Source organism: Immundisolibacter sp., from assembly GCF_014359565.1.
Classification (GTDB): Bacteria; Pseudomonadota; Gammaproteobacteria; order Immundisolibacterales; family Immundisolibacteraceae; genus Immundisolibacter.
Window position 1 is genome coordinate 402,548 of sequence record NZ_JACIZD010000002.1, and the last position, 15,279, is coordinate 417,826.

Genomic DNA, 15,279 nt, shown 5'->3' on the forward strand with positions numbered 1-15,279 from the left:
CGCGCGCGGCCTAGTTGAACTGGCGCAGGAAGCGCAGGTCGTTGTCGAAGAACAGCCGCAGATCGCCGATCCGGTACTGCAGCATGGCCAGGCGCTCCACGCCCATGCCGAACGCGAAGCCGGTGTAGCGCTGCGGATCGACATTGACGTTGCGCAGCACGTTCGGATGCACCATGCCGCAGCCGAGCACCTCCAGCCAGCCAGTGTGCTTGCACACGCGGCAGCCGGCGCCGTCGCAGATGACGCAGCCGATGTCGGCTTCCGCCGACGGCTCGGTGAACGGGAAAAACGACGGCCGAAAGCGGATCGGCAAGTCCTCGCGGTCGAAAAACCGGCGCAGGAACTCGATCAGCACGCCCTTGAGGTGCGCAAAGCTCACGCCCTCGTCGACCATCAGCCCTTCCACCTGGTGGAACATCGGCGTGTGGGTGAGGTCCGAATCGCGCCGGTAGACGCGGCCGGGGGCGATCAGTTGCACCGGCGGCCTGCTGCGTTCCATGACGCGAATCTGCACCGGCGAGGTGTGCGTGCGCAGCAGCAGACCGGACGGCAGGTAGAAGGTGTCGTGCATGGCCCGCGCCGGATGGTCGGCCGGGATGTTCAGGGCGCCGAAGTTGTGGAAATCGTCCTCGATCTCCGGGCCTTCCTCGACGTCGAAGCCGATGCCGCGAAACAGCATCTCGATGCGGGCCAGCGTGCGCGTGATCGGATGCAGCCCACCCGGCTGCTCGCCGCGGCCGGGCAGGGTGACGTCGACCCGCTCGGCCTGCAGGCGGGCGATCAGGCTCGCCTCGCGCAGCACCTCGCGGCGGGCCTCGGTGGCGGCCTCGATGGCCGATTTGGCGTCGTTGACCGCCTTGCCAAAGTCGCGCCGCTGCTCGGGCGGCAATTGCGGCAGGCCGCGCAGCAGCTGCGCCACGGCGCCCTTCTGGCCCAGATAGGCGACGCGCAGCTGTTCCAGGGCCGCCTCGTCATGACAGGCGGCGATGGCGCGCTGGGCTTCCTGGGCAAGGTGCTGCGGGTCGGTCATGTCGATTCGGAACAAAAAAAGGGCAGACCAGGCTGCCCTTCGTTCGGCGCGTGGCGCGCTCGTTTCGTGTCAGCTCGCCAGGGCGGCCCGGGCCTGCTGCGCGAGAACCTCGAAAGCGGCCGCATCGTGGATGGCCAGATCGGCCAGCATCTTGCGATCGACCTCGATGCCGGCCTTGTGCAGACCGTTCATGAACAGGCTGTAGGACAGGCCCGACTGGCGCGCGCCGGCGTTGATACGCACGATCCACAGCGCGCGGAACTGACGCTTGCGCTGGCGGCGATCGCGGTAGGCGTACTGCCCGGCTTTGATGACGGCCTGGTTGGCGACGCGAAACACGCGGCTGCGGGCGCCGTAATAGCCCTTGGCCAGTTTCAGGACTTTCTTGTGGCGGGCGTGGGCGGTGACGCCGCGTTTGACTCTAGGCATGACTCAGTGACTCGTGCGGGAACTGCGGGAGCGTCAGGCGTACGGCAGCATCTGCTGCACGGAGGCCGTATCGGAAGCGCACACCAGGGTGGTGCCGACCAGGCCCCGCTTACGCTTGGAGCTTTTCTTGGTCAGGATGTGGCGCAGGTGCGAATGGCCGCACTTGAACGCCCCAGAGCCGGTTTTCTTGAACCGCTTGGCGGCGCCGCGTTTGGTCTTGAGCTTGGGCACGGCTTCATTACTCCTGAATACTGTTCTGTGAAGCGCCGCGACGGGCAGCGCCTGCGTGGGCTCGCGCCTATTTGCGCGGGCTCATCACCATCACCATCTGGCGGCCTTCCAGCCGCGGGTATTGTTCGACCACCGCCACGCCCTTGAGGTCGTCCTCCAGGCGCTGCAACAGCTCGCGACCAAGCTCCTGGTGCGCCATTTCGCGACCGCGAAAGCGCAGCGTGATCTTGGCCTTGTCGCCTTCCTCGAAGAACCGCAGCAGGTTGCGCAGCTTGACCTGGTAGTCGCCATCGTCGGTCTGGGGCCGGAACTTGACCTCCTTGACCTGAATCTGCTTCTGGTTGCGCTTGGCGACCTGCTGTTTCTTGCTCTCCGTGTACAGAAACTTGCCGAAGTCCATGATCCGGCACACCGGCGGCTCGGCACTGGGCGAAATTTCCACCAGATCGAGCCCGGCTTCGGAAGCGGCTTCCAGCGCCTGCATGCGGCTGACCACGCCCACCTGTTCGCCTTCCGGGCCGATCAGGCGTATGGACGAGGCGGTAATTTCCTCGTTGACGCGGAGTTTTTTCTCTTTCGCGATGTCTCAGCACTCCGTAACGCAATGGCCGCGGTTCGCAACTTCGGCAACGAGGGTCGCGACAACATCTGCCAGCGGCAGGCTGCCCTTGTCCTCGCCGGAGCGCGTACGCACGGCCACCGTTGAATTGGCGCACTCCCGCTCGCCGACGACCAGCAAGTAGGGAACACGCTGCAGGGTATGTTCGCGGATTTTATAGCCGATCTTCTCGTTCCTCAAGTCGGCCTCCACGCGCAAGCCCGCGTCGCGCAGAGTTTCGGCCACTTGCGAGGCGTAGCGGGCGTGACTTTCGGTGATGCTCAGCACCACCGCCTGACGCGGAGCGAGCCACAGCGGGAAAGCCCCGGCGTGGTGCTCGATCAGGATGCCGAGGAACCGCTCCATCGACCCGACGATGGCCCGATGCAGCATGACCGGCACCTTGCGGGTGTTGTCCTCAGCCACATACTCGCAACCCAGGCGCTCGGGCATCATGAAATCCACCTGCATGGTGCCAAGTTGCCAGGCCCTGCCGATGGCGTCCTTCAGGTGGTACTCGATCTTGGGGCCGTAAAAGGCGCCTTCGCCGGGCAACTCCTCCCAGGCCACGCCGCAGGCGCCCAGGGCCGCGCGCAGCGCCGCCTCGGCCTTGTCCCACACAGCGTCCGAACCGAGCCGCTTGTCCGGCCGCAGGGCGATCTTGACCGCCACCTGCTCGAAACCGAAGGCCGCATAGACCTTCAGCGCCTGGCGGTGGAAATCGGTTACTTCCGATTCGATCTGCTCGGGGGTGCAGAAAACATGGCCGTCATCCTGCGTGAAGGCGCGCACGCGCATGATGCCGTGCAGGGCGCCCGAGGGCTCGTTGCGGTGACAGGCGCCAAACTCGCCATAGCGGATCGGCAGCTCACGGTAGCTGTGCAGGCCGGCTTTGAAAATCTGCACATGACCCGGGCAGTTCATCGGCTTGAGCGCGTATTCGCGCTTTTCCGACTCGGTGAAAAACATGTTCTCCTGGTAGTTGTCCCAGTGGCCCGAGGCCTTCCACAGGGATACATCCAGGATCTGCGGGCAGCGCACTTCCTGGTAGCCGGATTCCTTGTAGACCTGGCGCATGTACTGCTCGAGCGTCTGCCACAGCGCCCAACCCTTCGGGTGCCAGAACACCATGCCGGGCGCTTCTTCCTGCTGGTGGAACAGGTCCAGCTGACGCCCGATGCGCCGGTGGTCGCGCTTCTCGGTCTCCTCCAGCATGTGCAGGTAGGCGTCGAGGTCTTCCTTCTTGGCCCAGGCGGTACCGTAGATGCGCTGCAACATCTCGTTGCGCGAATCGCCGCGCCAGTAGGCGCCGGCCACGCGCATCAGCTTGAATACCTTGAGCTTGCCGGTGGACGGCACATGCGGCCCGCGGCACAGGTCGACGAAATCGCCCTCGCGGTACAGCGACACGTCCTCGCCTTCCGGGATGGCGGCAATCAGTTCGGCCTTGTACTTCTCGCCCTGGGCCAGGAAGAACGCCACGGCCTCGTCGCGTGGCAGCACCTGCCGGGTCACCGGAATGTCCCGCCGGGCCAGCTCCGCCATGCGCTTTTCGATGGCGACCAGATCGTCCGGCGTGAATGGCCGGCTATAGGCGAAGTCGTAATAGAAGCCGTTCTCGATCACCGGGCCGATGGTGACCTGCGCCTCGGGAAACAGCTCCTTGACCGCGTAGGCGAGCAGGTGGGCCGTCGAGTGGCGAATGACCTCCAGGCCGTCCGGGTCGCGCTCGGTAATGATGGCCAGATCCGCGTCGTTCTCGATCACGTACGAGGTATCGACCAGCTTGCCGGCCACCTTGCCGGCAAGCGCCGCGCGCGCCAGGCCGGGGCCGATGTCGCCCGCCACCGTCGCCACGCTGACCGGCTGCGGATAACTGCGGGTGGAACCGTCGGGCAGGCGGATTTCGGGCACGGGGCCTCCAGGTGAACTACCGGCTGACCGGCGGTGGGTGGCACGTCGGGGAGCGGCTCGAATACGGCTGAAGTCGACCAGAACCGTGGCCACCGACAGCCGCGCAGATTATCACGCGCAACCGGCAAGCCCGGGCGCCGGGGTAGCCCCGGCGGGCACCAAACCGCGCTGATCGCGCCGGCCGACCGATCGGCCGGAGCCAGTTCCGAACGCTCCTGCACGGTCGCTCCGCGCGTCCTGCGACACCATGCCGCATCCCCGGCCGGCGGCGATCCGGCTAGCCTGAGTGGCGCTGCGTGCCTGCCAAATGGCACCAGCGCCTACCAGCTTCATCCAGACCGGGAACCTCATGCCCTCATCCGTTCGGCGCTCGCTCGCCATCGCTGTCCTGGCCACGCTATCCGGCCCGCTCGCGGCCGAGACCCGCATCGTCATCACCGCCCCCGGGGAAACCGGCGGCCAGACCTTGAACACCTCGATCCTGGACCAAGCGGCCCTTGCACCGCTGCGCTACCGCAGCAGCGATACCGCCAGCCTGCTGCGCGACCTGCCCGGCGTGAGCCTGCGCGGCGCCGGTGGTGTGTCCAGCCTGCCGGCCATCCACGGCCTGGCCGATGACCGGCTGCGCATCAAGGTCGACGGCATGGACCTGGTGTCGGCCTGCCCCAACCACATGAACTCGCCGCTGTCGTATCTGGACCCGACGGCGGTGGCGCGCATCGCCGTCTATGCCGGCGTCACGCCGGTCAGCGTCGGCGGCGACAGCATCGGCGGCACCATCGTCGTCGATTCGGCGCCGGCGGCGTTTGCGGCGCCCGGCCAAACCCGCGTGACCGGCGAGGCCGGCGCCTTTTACCGCAGCAACGGCGAGGCCCGCGGCGCGCACATCGCCGCCGGCGTGGCCGGGGCCAATGCCAGCTTCCTGTACACCGGCGCCGGCACCGAGGCCAACAACTACGACGCCGGCGACGCGTTCAAGCCGGCCGGTCCGGCGGCGCTGGGCCGCGGCTGGCTGGACGGCGACGAGGTCGGCTCGAGCGCCTACAAGGCCATCAACCAAGCCGGCCGGCTGGCCCTGCGTGGCGATGGGCATCTGCTGGAACTGAAATATGCCCGCCAGCACATCCCCTACGAGGGCTTTCCCAACCAGCGCATGGACCTGACCGACAACCAAAGCGATCAGGTGAACCTTGCCTACACCGGCCAGTACCGCTGGGGTGAGCTCAAAACCCGCCTCTACCACGACGCCACCGACCACCGCATGAACTTCGGCGACGACAAGCAGTTTTATTACGGCGACGCGCCGGGCATGCCGATGGCAAGCGAGGGCAGGAACACCGGCGCCACGCTCAGCGCCGCCATGCCGCTCACCGCCACCGGCACGCTGCGCATCGGCAGCGAGTACCAGCGCTACCGGCTCGATGACTGGTGGTCGCCGTCGGGCAGCGGCATGATGATGGCGCCGGGCACCTTTTGGAACATCAACGACGGCCAGCGCGACCGCTACGCCGTGTTCGGCGAATGGGAAAGCCGCTGGAGCGCGCAATGGCAAGGCCTGCTGGGCGTGCGCCACGAGACGGTCAGGATGGATGCCGGACCGGCCGCCGGCTACAGCATGATGTACGCGGCCGACGCCAACGCATTCAACGCCAGAAACCACGACAAGACCGACCACAACTGGGACGCGACGGCCCTGGCGCGCTTCGCCCCGGATGCCCGGCAGACCTTCGAGCTGGGACTGGCCCAGAAGACCCGCTCGCCGAATCTTTACGAGCGCTATACCTGGTCGACCCTGGCCATGGCGGCGGTCATGAACAACTTCGTTGGCGACGGCAACGGCTACGTCGGCAATCTGGACCTTGACCCTGAAATCGCCCGCACGGTGAGCCTGGCCGCCGACTGGCACGACGCCGCGCAGGCGCGCTGGAACATTCGCCTGAGCCCCTACTACACCCGCGTCGAGGACTACATCGACGCCCGCTGCCTGGGCACATGCACAGCCCGGCAGTTCAACGTGCTCAAGTACGACAACGCATCCGCGCGCCTGTACGGCGTCGACCTGTCCGGCTCGGTGCGGCTCGGCAGCACGCCCGATTTCGGCGACTTTGCCCTGCGCGGGGTGCTCAACTACGTCGACGGCAAGAACCGCGACAGCGGCGACGACCTGTACGACGTCATGCCGCTGGATGTACGGCTGACGCTCACGCAGAGCCTCGGCCGCTGGAGCAACGCGCTCGAATCCGAATGGGTGGGCCGCAAGGACCAGGTCTCGGACCTGCGCAACGAGGTCGAAACCGCCGGCTATAACCTGCTGCACCTGCGCAGCGCCTATCAGTGGCGGCAGGTGCGCCTGGATGCCGGCATCGAGAACCTGCTCGACAAGCACTACGCGCTGCCGCTGGGCGGCACCTACCTGGGCCAGGGCCGGACCATGTCGATCAACGGCATTCCCTGGGGCACCGCCGTGGCCGGGCCGGGCCGCTCCTTCTACGTGGCCGTCAATTACAGCTTCTGATTATTGCGGGGGCGGGCACGGCAGAACCCCTGCCGTGCCCGCCCGCGCGTACTGCCAATTCGCCAGATCAGCGCAAGGCCAACCGCTCAGGACCGGAGCGCTTGCGGCGGCTGCGTGACCAGCGCCGCCCATTCGGCGTCATCGAACAGCCGCGAGCGGCTGTGAAAGCGCATCCCCTCGGGGCCTTCGAGCGAAAACATGCCGCCGCGACCGGGCACGGCATCGATGATGATCTGGGTGTGCTTCCAGTACTCGTACTGGGCCGCGCCGATGTAGAACGGCTGGCCGCCGATGTCCCCCAGGTACACGTCCTGCTCGCCCAGCAGCAGCTCACCGCGCGCATAGCACATGGGCGAGCTGCCGTCGCAGCAGCCACCGGACTGGTGGAACATCAGCGGCCCGTGCCGGGCCACCAGGCGCGCGATCAGCGCCAGCGCGGCCGCGGTGGCCACCACCCGCGGCGGGGCGGCTGCCGGCTCGGCCATCAGAAAAACCCGAGCGCCTGCTCGCTGTAGCTGACCAGCACGTTCTTGGTCTGCTGGTAGTGGCCCAGCATCATCTTGTGGCATTCGCGGCCGATGCCGGACTGCTTGTAGCCGCCAAACGCCGCGTGCGCCGGGTACAGGTGATAGGCGTTCACCCACACCCGGCCGGACTGGATGGCGCGCGCCATGCGGTGGCAGGTGTTCTGCTCGCGCGACCACACGGCCGCGCCCAGGCCGTACAGGGTGTCGTTGGCCAGCGCCAGGGCCTCGGCCTCGTCCTTGAAGGTGGCCACCGACACCACCGGGCCGAAGATTTCCTCCTGAAAGATGCGCATGCGGTTGTGGCCCTTGAACACGGTCGGCGCCATGTAATAGCCGCCGGCCAGGTCGCCCTCGTGCATGACGCGCGTGCCGCCGGTGAGCAGCTGGGCGCCTTCCTGCTTGCCGATGTCGATGTAGGAGAGGATTTTTTCGAGCTGCTCCTGCGAGGACTGCGCGCCGATCATGGTGTCGGTGTCGAGCGGATCGCCGCCGCGGATGGCCGCCACGCGCGGCAGGGCCCGTTCCATGAAGCGCTCGTAGAGCGATTCCTGGATCAGCGCCCGCGACGGGCAGGTGCACACCTCGCCCTGGTTGAGCGCGAACATGGCAAAGCCTTCCAGCGCCTTGTCGAAGTAGGCGTCGTCGCGGGCGCCGACGTCGTCGAAGAAGATGTTGGGCGACTTGCCGCCCAGCTCCAGCGTCACCGGGATCAGGTTGGCCGAGGCGTACTGCATGATCAACCGCCCGGTGGTGGTCTCGCCGGTGAAGGCGATCTTGGCGATGCGCGGGCTGGAGGCCAGCGGCTTGCCGGCCTCGACGCCAAAGCCGTTGACCACGTTGATGACGCCCGGCGGGATCAGGTCCTGCAGCAGCTCCATCAGCACCAGGATGGACGTTGGCGTCTGTTCGGCGGGCTTGAGCACCACGCAGTTGCCGGCGGCCAGCGCCGGAGCGAGCTTCCAGACCGCCATCAGCAGCGGGAAGTTCCAGGGAATGATCTGCCCGACCACGCCCAGCGGCTCGTGGAAGTGGTAGGCGACGGTGTCGGCGTCGATCTGCGACAGCGCGCCTTCCTGCGCCCGCAGCGCGCCGGCGAAGTAGCGCCAGTGGTCCACCGCCAGCGGCAGGTCGGCGCCCAGGCACTCGCGGATCGGCTTGCCGTTGCTGAAGGTCTCGGCCACCGCCAGCATTTCCAGGTTCTGCTCCATGCGATCGGCGATCCGCAGCAGCAGGCCGGCGCGCTCGGTTGGGGAGGTCCTGCCCCAAGCAGCCTTGGCGGCATGGGCGGCGTCGAGCGCGCGCTCCACGTCGTCCTTTTGCGAGCGGGGAATCTCGCAAAACGCCCGCCCGGTGATCGGGCTTATGTCCTCGAAATACTCGCCGCCGGCCGGTGGCAACCACTGGCCGCCGATGAAATTGCCGTAACGCGGCTTGAAGCTGACCTTGGCGCCCGGGGTGCCGGGGGCGGCGTAACGCATGGGGGTCTCCTCCTGCGGATGGGGGGTATGCTGCGCTCGCCATCTTAAACTGCCGTCACCGACCCCACCGGAGGCTTTATGCGACGCACGCTGACTGCCCTGCTGCTGCTGTTTCTGCCGGCACTGGCCAGCGCCGCCGAACCGCCCGCCGAAGGCGCCGCCGCGCCGGCTTTCAGCCTGCCGGATCAGGCCGGCAAGACACACGCGCTGGCCGACTATGCCGGGCGCTGGCTGGTGCTGTATTTCTATCCGAAGGACGACACGCCCGGCTGCACCACCGAGGCCTGCAACTTCCGCGACGACATCGTGCGCATTCGCAGGTTGGGCGCCGAGGTGGTCGGCGTGAGCGTGGATGACGTCGCCTCGCACGCGGACTTTGCCGCCAAGCACAAGCTACCGTTTACGCTGCTGGCAGACGAGGGCGGCAAGGTGGCCGAGTCCTACGGCGCGCTGCGTGACCTGATGGTGGTGAAGATGGCCAAGCGCCAGACCTACATCATCGACCCGCAGGGCCGCATCGCCCGCCGCTATCTGGAGGTCGACCCGCAGACCCACGCCGCTGAGGTAGTGGCCGACCTGGAGCGGCTTCAAAAGGCCGGCGACTGATCGCCATCCGCGCCGTGGCGGTTCGACAGGGCGCCAGTTAAGCTTTGCCGCAGGCCGCGCACCGGCCCCACCCCAACGACAAGCATTCGCCCGAGGAGACGACGATGCACGGCCTGATCATGAACTACCCGCTGACGCTGACATCGATCCTGCGCCGGGCCAGGGACCTGTTCGCCGATGGCCAGATCGCCACCCGCGAACCCGGCGGCGTGCATCGTTATACCTATGGCGAGTTCTATGACCGGGTGCTGCGCCTGATGGGAGCCCTGCGGGCCGCCGGCGTGAAGCCCGGCGACCGGGTGGGAACCTTCGCCTGGAACCGCTACCAGCACCTGGAGCTGTACTTCGCCGTGCCGTGCCTGGGCGCGGTGCTGCACACGCTCAACATCCGTCTGTCCACCGATCAGCTGACGTACATCATCAATCACGCCGACGACAGCATGATCTTCGTCGACGAATCGCTGGCCGAGCAGCTGGCGCCGGTGCAGGAGCACTGCAAGGGCGTGCGCCGGTTCGTGGTGATGCGCGAGGGCGGTGGCGAGCACTTCGGCCTGCGCGGCGAAACCGAGTACGAGGATTTTCTGGCCGGCGGACAGCCGCTGGCCGAGCTGCCGGAGCTCGACGAGAACACCGCCTGCGCCATCTGCTACACGTCGGGCACCACCGGCAATCCGAAAGGTGCGGTGTACAGCCACCGCGCCTTGTACCTGCACACCATGGCAATCGGCATGACCGACGTGATGGGTTTCTCGCAGCTGGACAGCGCGCTGGTGTTCGTGCCCATGTTCCACGTCAACGCCTGGGGGCTGCCGTTCGCGGGGGTGATGTTCGGCGGCAAGCTGGTGTTTCCCGGCCGCAACCCGCAGGCCGCCGACGTGGTGGATCTGATCCGCGGCGAAGAAGTGACCTTCGCCGCCGGCGTGCCCACCATCTGGATGCTGGTCGACCAGTACCTGCAGCAGCACGGCGGCGATCTGAAGCCGCTGCAGCGCGTGGCCTGTGGCGGTTCGGCGGTGCCAGCGGCGCTGATGCGCGCCTTCGACGAGCGCTACGGCGTGCCGATCGTGCAGCTGTGGGGCATGACCGAGCTGTCGCCGCTGGGCACCGTGTCGCGCCTGAAGCGCCGTATGCGCGACGCCAGTGCCGAGGAGCAATACGCGGCGCGCCTGAAGGCCGGTATCCCGGTGCCGGGCATCGAGATGCGCATCGAGGGTCCGGATGGCCAGATCCTGCCCCGCGACGGTCAAAGCGTCGGCGAGCTGGTGGTGCGCGGGCCGTGGGTGATCAGCAGCTATTTCAAGATGGAAGGCGCCGGCAAATCCTTCACCGAGGACGGCTGGTTTCGCACCGGCGACGTGGCGGCGCTGGACGCCGACGGCTACATGCGCATCGCCGACCGGGTCAAGGATTTGATCAAGTCCGGCGGCGAGTGGATTTCCAGCGTCGACATGGAAAACGCGCTCATGGCGCACCCGGCGGTGGCCGAGGCAGCGGTGGTGGGGCGTCCGGACCCGAAATGGGACGAGCGACCGGTGGCTTTCCTGGTGCCCCGGCCGGGCCGCGAGGCGGAGCTGACGCCGGCCGCCGTGCAGGAATTCCTGGGCGGCAACGGCGACTTCGCCAAGTGGCAGATTCCGTATGCCGAGGACATCCACCTGATCGACGCCATCCCGCGCACTTCGGTCGGCAAGTTCGACAAGAAGGTGCTGCGGCGCCAGTTCGATCAGGCCTGAGCGCCAGCAGTCCGGCCGGGCGCGCCGATGCGCGGCCACGGCCTCCCATTCCGAGTGTGGGAGACCCGCCCTCGGGCCGAATGCTTGATCGAAGATTCTGAAGATTCGCGGCGGGGCGGCGCTCCCACAAGGGCAGCGCCACCATGGATGCGGCTCAGGCCGGTGCCCGCCGGGCCTGGCAGACCGGACAGTCCGGATCCTGGCGCAGGCCGATGGCGCGCCACTCGCTGCGCCGGCCGTCGAAGATCAGCAGCCGCCCGGCGAGGCCGGTTTCCATGCCCAGCAGCACTTTGAGCGCCTCCAGTGCCTGCATGGCGCCGATCACGCCGACCACCGGCGGCAGCACGCCAACCCGCGCGCAGTGCTCGGCCTCGGCGCCGGCATCGCGGTACAGGCAGCGATAGCAGGGCGCATCCGGCCGGTCCAGGCGGAACACCGACACCTGGCCCTCGAAGCGGATGGCGGCGCCCGACACCAGCGGCTTGCGGGCCGCCGCGCAGGCGGCGTTGATGGCAAAGCGGGTATCGAAGTTGTCGGTGCAGTCCAGTACCAGATCCACGGCCGCCACCTGCGCGGCCAGCGTATCGGCGTCCATGCGGCCGGTAATCGGCGTGACGCGGATGGTCGGATTGAGCGCCAGCAGCGCGTCGCGGGCCGATTCGGCCTTGGGCCGGCCAACGTCCGCCGTGCGGTGCAGCACCTGCCGGTGCAGATTGGAGACGTCCACCTGGTCGTGATCGGCCACCACCAGTTCGCCCACCCCGGCACCGGCCAGGTACAGGGCAGCCGGCGAGCCCAAGCCGCCCAATCCGACGATCAGCACGCGCGCCTCCAGCAACCGCAGTTGGCCAGCGAAGTCCACCTCCGGCAGCACCAGCTGACGGGCGTAGCGGTGCAGTTCGTCGTCGTTCAGTTCGCGCATGGCAGGCGACCGAAGGTGACGCGCGGCCGACCGGCCAGGTCGGCGTGGGTGGCGATGGCGTCGAAGGCCCAGGCGGCCAGCAGCGCGCGCACCGCCGGGGCTTGATCGGCCCCGTGCTCCAGCAGCAGCCCGCCGCCGGGCGAAAGATGCGTCGCGCTGCCGGCGATGATCGCCGCCAGATCGGCCAGGCCAGCGTCGCCAGCGACCAGCGCCGCGCGCGGCTCGCAGCGCACGCCGTCGCCCTCCAGGCAGGCGTCGTGCGCGGCGATGTAGGGCGGATTGCTGACGATCAGGTCGAAGCGCTCACCGGCCAGCGGCGCGAACCAGTCGCCGTGCCGGAACTCCACGCTCGAACCCAGCCGCGCGGCATTGCCGGCGGCCACCGCCAGCGCAGCGGCGCTGCGGTCGGTGGCGACGATCTGCCAGTGCGGCCGCGCGCTGGCCAGCGCCAGCGCGATGGCACCGCTGCCGGTGCCAAGATCGGCCAGCCGGCCGCATTCGCCCATGCGCGCCAGTGCCAGCTCCACCAGCAGTTCGGTCTCGGGACGCGGCACCAGCACCTCCGGCGTGACGTCGAGCTCCAGCGACCAGAAGCCCTGCCGGCCGCGCAGATAGGCCATCGGCTCGCCGGCCAGGCGGCGCTGGAGCAGGGTCTCGAAACGGGCCAGCGCCGCAGCGTCCGGGCGCTGCTCACCATGGGCCAGCAGCCAGGTACGCGGCACGTCGAGTGCCAGCGCCAGTAGCAGGGCGCAATCGCCCGCCGCGGCGCTGTTGTCGGCGCAGCGCCGGCGCGCCGCGGCCAACACTGCCTGCACGGTCGGCCCGGCGTGTTCGGTTGCGGCAACGCCGCTCATGCGATCCCCAGGATCATCAGCTGCTCGGCCTCGTACTCGCGCCGCAGCGGTTCGATCAGGGCGTCCAGGTCGCCGGCCATCACCTGATCGATCTTGTACAGGGTCAGGTTGATGCGGTGGTCGGTGACGCGGCCCTGCGGGAAGTTGTAGGTGCGGATGCGCTCGGAGCGGTCGCCGGAACCGACCAGGCTGCGCCGGGTGGCGGCTTCCTGGGCATGCTGGCGCTGGCGTTCGGCCTCCAGCAGGCGGGATTTGAGCAGCGCCATGGCACGGGCGCGGTTCTTGTGCTGCGAGCGCTCGTCTTGGCACTCCACCACGGTGCCGGTCGGCAGGTGGGTGATTCGGATGGCCGAATCGGTCTTGTTGACGTGCTGGCCGCCGGCCCCGGAGGCGCGGAAGGTGTCCACCCGCAGGTCGGCGGGGTTGATCGGAATGTCGTCGACTTCGTCGACTTCAGGCAGGACGGCGACCGTGCAGGCCGAGGTATGGATGCGGCCCTGCGCCTCGGTGACCGGCACGCGCTGCACGCGGTGGCCGCCGGACTCGAACTTCAGGCGCGCGTACACGCCGCGGCCCTCGATGCGCACGATCACTTCCTTGTAGCCGCCGTGCTCGCCCTCGTGCGCGCTGACGATCTCGCACTGCCAGCCCTGCGCTTCCGCGTAGCGCAGGTACATGCGCAGCAAATCGCCGGCAAACAACGCCGCCTCGTCGCCGCCGGTGCCGGCGCGGATTTCCAAAAAGATGTTGCGACGGTCGTCCGGGTCGGCCGGCAACAACAGGTGTTGCAGTTCGGCTTCGATGTCGGCCAGGCGCTGCTGGAGCTCGGGCAGCTCCTGGCGGGCCAGTTCGCGCAGCTCCGCATCGTCGCCGGCTGCCAGGGTCTGCGCCTCTTCGAGCGCGGCCAGGGTGTCCAGGTAACGGCGGTACGCGTCGGTGGTCGGCGTCAGCTCGGCATGCTCGCGTGCCAGGGCGGCGTAGCGCTGGCCGTCGTCGGACAGGGCCGGGTCCGAGAGCAGCACGGTCAGCTCCTGGTTACGTTCGCTGGCCAGGCGCAGGCGGGTTTCGATGGACGGTTTCATTGAGTTTCGTCAAAGCCCAGCAGGCGGCGGGCGGCGTCCAGCAGGGCCGCGTCGCCCTGCTCGCCGGCGCGGCGAATCCGCACCGACGGGCCGTGGGCGAGTTTGTTGGTCAGGTCGTGCGCCAGGCGCTGGATCACCTGCTCCGGCGGGCGGCCGCGGCGCAGGTCGGCCAGCGCGCGCTCGGTTTCAAGATCGCGCGTGCGCAGCATGCCGCCGCGCAGCGCCCGCACCAGCGGCACCGCCTGCTGGGCGTTGCACCATTCCATGAAAGCGTCGACCTGGCTGTCGACGATGCGCTCGGCCTCGCCGACCGCCGCCTGGCGCGACTGCAGGCCCTCCTGCACCACGCCGCGCAGGTCGTCCACGGTGTACAGGTACACGTCGCGCAGGCTGGACACCTCGGCCTCGATGTCGCGCGGCACGGCCAGATCCACCAGGAACATCGGCCTGCGACGTCGGGCCTTGAGCGCACTCTCCACCGTGCCCTTGCCCAGGATCGGCAGCTCGCTGTTGGTGGACGACAGCACGATGTCGGCCCGCTCCAGCAGCGACGGCACGGCGGTCAGCGGCACCGCTTGCGCGCCGTAGGGCGCGGCCAGTTGCTGGGCGCGGGCCAGAGTGCGATTGGCGATCGTGATTCGCTTCACGCCCTGGCCGTGCAGGTGGCGCAGGGTCAGTTCGGCGGTGTCGCCGGCCCCGATGATCAGCGCCGAATGCTGGGCAAGATCGCCGAAAATCTGCCGCGCCAGCGTCACCGCCGCAAAGGCGACCGACACCGGATTGGCGCCGATTGCGGTGTCGGTGCGGATGCGCTTGGCGACCGCAAACGCCTGCTGGTAGGCGCGGCCCAGCCACTTGCCGACGCCGCCCACGCGACGGGCAAGATCATAGGACTCCTTCAGCTGGCCCAGGATCTGTGGTTCGCCGACCACCAGCGAGTCCAGGCCGCCGGCCAGGCGAAACATGTGCCGCGCCGCCAGCGGACCGCGAAAGATGGCCAAGTACGGATCGATCGGTTGCTGCAGGCCGGCGCACACGGTACGAAACCAGTCCAGCGCGCCGGTCGAGTCCGCCGATCCGACCGCCGCCACCAGCTCGGTGCGGTTGCAGGTCGACAGCAGGCTCGCTTCGGCCACGTCCGGCTGCAACAGCAAGGAGCGCAGTAGCGCCTCCATGCGCTCGGGCAGGATGGCCACCCGCTCGCGCACGTCCAGCGGCGCGGTGTGGTGGTTGATGCCCAGGGCGAGTAACTGCATGTCGAGGTGACGGCGGGTCAGGTAGCTCGGCCGTACGCCGGGCGCATAATAGTCAGCGAACACGCACCCGCCCGTCGCTTGCGGGCTACTGGAACCGACGCCCT

At 68.3% G+C, this 15,279-nt stretch carries 14 protein-coding genes; 3 read left to right on the forward strand and 11 right to left on the reverse strand.

What is annotated here, in order from left to right:
* Positions 1-10: 10 nt before the first annotated feature.
* The 5 genes from pheS to thrS form a co-directional block, all read right to left on the reverse strand.
* A complete protein-coding gene (pheS, locus tag H5U26_RS05720; protein ID WP_290617545.1) occupies positions 11-1,030 on the reverse strand; it encodes a phenylalanine--tRNA ligase subunit alpha in 1,020 nt (339 codons plus the stop codon).
* 69 nt (positions 1,031-1,099) lie between these two features.
* Positions 1,100-1,459, reverse strand: coding sequence for a 50S ribosomal protein L20 (gene rplT, locus H5U26_RS05725; RefSeq protein WP_290617547.1), 360 nt, complete (start codon positions 1,457-1,459; stop codon positions 1,100-1,102).
* 33 nt (positions 1,460-1,492) lie between these two features.
* The gene (rpmI, locus tag H5U26_RS05730) at positions 1,493-1,690 is read right to left on the reverse strand and encodes a 50S ribosomal protein L35 (RefSeq protein ID WP_290617549.1); all 198 of its coding nucleotides are present in this window, start codon (positions 1,688-1,690) and stop codon (positions 1,493-1,495) included.
* A 67-nt stretch (positions 1,691-1,757) separates the two neighbouring features.
* Positions 1,758-2,273 carry a translation initiation factor IF-3 gene (gene infC / locus H5U26_RS05735; RefSeq protein ID WP_290617639.1) on the reverse strand — a complete coding sequence of 172 codons (516 nt, stop codon included), beginning with the start codon at positions 2,271-2,273 and terminating at the stop codon, positions 1,758-1,760.
* Between the two features lie 3 nt (positions 2,274-2,276).
* Positions 2,277-4,202: a threonine--tRNA ligase gene (thrS, locus tag H5U26_RS05740; RefSeq protein WP_290617551.1), complete on the reverse strand. Its 1,926-nt coding sequence runs from the start codon at positions 4,200-4,202 to the stop codon at positions 2,277-2,279.
* A gap of 349 nt (positions 4,203-4,551) precedes the next feature.
* Between thrS and H5U26_RS05745 the strand changes: the two genes are divergently transcribed.
* Complete coding sequence (locus H5U26_RS05745; protein WP_290617552.1) at positions 4,552-6,717, forward strand: TonB-dependent receptor; 2,166 nt, start codon at positions 4,552-4,554, stop codon at positions 6,715-6,717.
* A gap of 86 nt (positions 6,718-6,803) precedes the next feature.
* Here the strand turns inward: H5U26_RS05745 and H5U26_RS05750 are convergent, their stop codons facing one another.
* A complete protein-coding gene (locus tag H5U26_RS05750; protein ID WP_290617553.1) occupies positions 6,804-7,202 on the reverse strand; it encodes a DUF779 domain-containing protein in 399 nt (132 codons plus the stop codon).
* Positions 7,202-8,722 carry an aldehyde dehydrogenase gene (adh, locus tag H5U26_RS05755; protein ID WP_366055885.1) on the reverse strand — a complete coding sequence of 507 codons (1,521 nt, stop codon included), beginning with the start codon at positions 8,720-8,722 and terminating at the stop codon, positions 7,202-7,204. The genes H5U26_RS05750 and adh overlap by 1 nt, the downstream gene beginning before the upstream one ends.
* Positions 8,723-8,800: 78 nt before the next feature.
* On the opposite strand from adh, the gene H5U26_RS05760 reads away from it, so the two are divergent.
* On the forward strand, positions 8,801-9,328 hold the full coding sequence (locus H5U26_RS05760) for a peroxiredoxin (protein ID WP_290617554.1): 528 nt from the start codon (positions 8,801-8,803) through the stop codon (positions 9,326-9,328).
* A 104-nt stretch (positions 9,329-9,432) separates the two neighbouring features.
* A complete protein-coding gene (locus H5U26_RS05765; RefSeq protein WP_290617555.1) occupies positions 9,433-11,061 on the forward strand; it encodes a long-chain fatty acid--CoA ligase in 1,629 nt (542 codons plus the stop codon).
* Positions 11,062-11,215: 154 nt separating this feature from the next.
* Here H5U26_RS05765 and moeB read toward each other — a convergent pair whose 3' ends face one another.
* The 4 genes from moeB to hemA are packed head-to-tail and all read right to left on the reverse strand — an operon-like array spanning position 11,216 to position 15,238.
* Positions 11,216-11,974 carry a molybdopterin-synthase adenylyltransferase MoeB gene (gene moeB / locus H5U26_RS05770; protein ID WP_366055900.1) on the reverse strand — a complete coding sequence of 253 codons (759 nt, stop codon included), beginning with the start codon at positions 11,972-11,974 and terminating at the stop codon, positions 11,216-11,218.
* Positions 11,971-12,837, reverse strand: coding sequence for a peptide chain release factor N(5)-glutamine methyltransferase (prmC, locus tag H5U26_RS05775; protein ID WP_290617557.1), 867 nt, complete (start codon positions 12,835-12,837; stop codon positions 11,971-11,973). The genes moeB and prmC overlap by 4 nt, the downstream gene beginning before the upstream one ends.
* Positions 12,834-13,919: a peptide chain release factor 1 gene (gene prfA / locus H5U26_RS05780; RefSeq protein ID WP_290617558.1), complete on the reverse strand. Its 1,086-nt coding sequence runs from the start codon at positions 13,917-13,919 to the stop codon at positions 12,834-12,836. Before prfA ends, prmC begins: the two co-directional genes overlap by 4 nt.
* Positions 13,916-15,238: a glutamyl-tRNA reductase gene (gene hemA, locus H5U26_RS05785; protein WP_290617559.1), complete on the reverse strand. Its 1,323-nt coding sequence runs from the start codon at positions 15,236-15,238 to the stop codon at positions 13,916-13,918. The genes prfA and hemA overlap by 4 nt, the downstream gene beginning before the upstream one ends.
* Positions 15,239-15,279 lie beyond the last annotated feature (41 nt).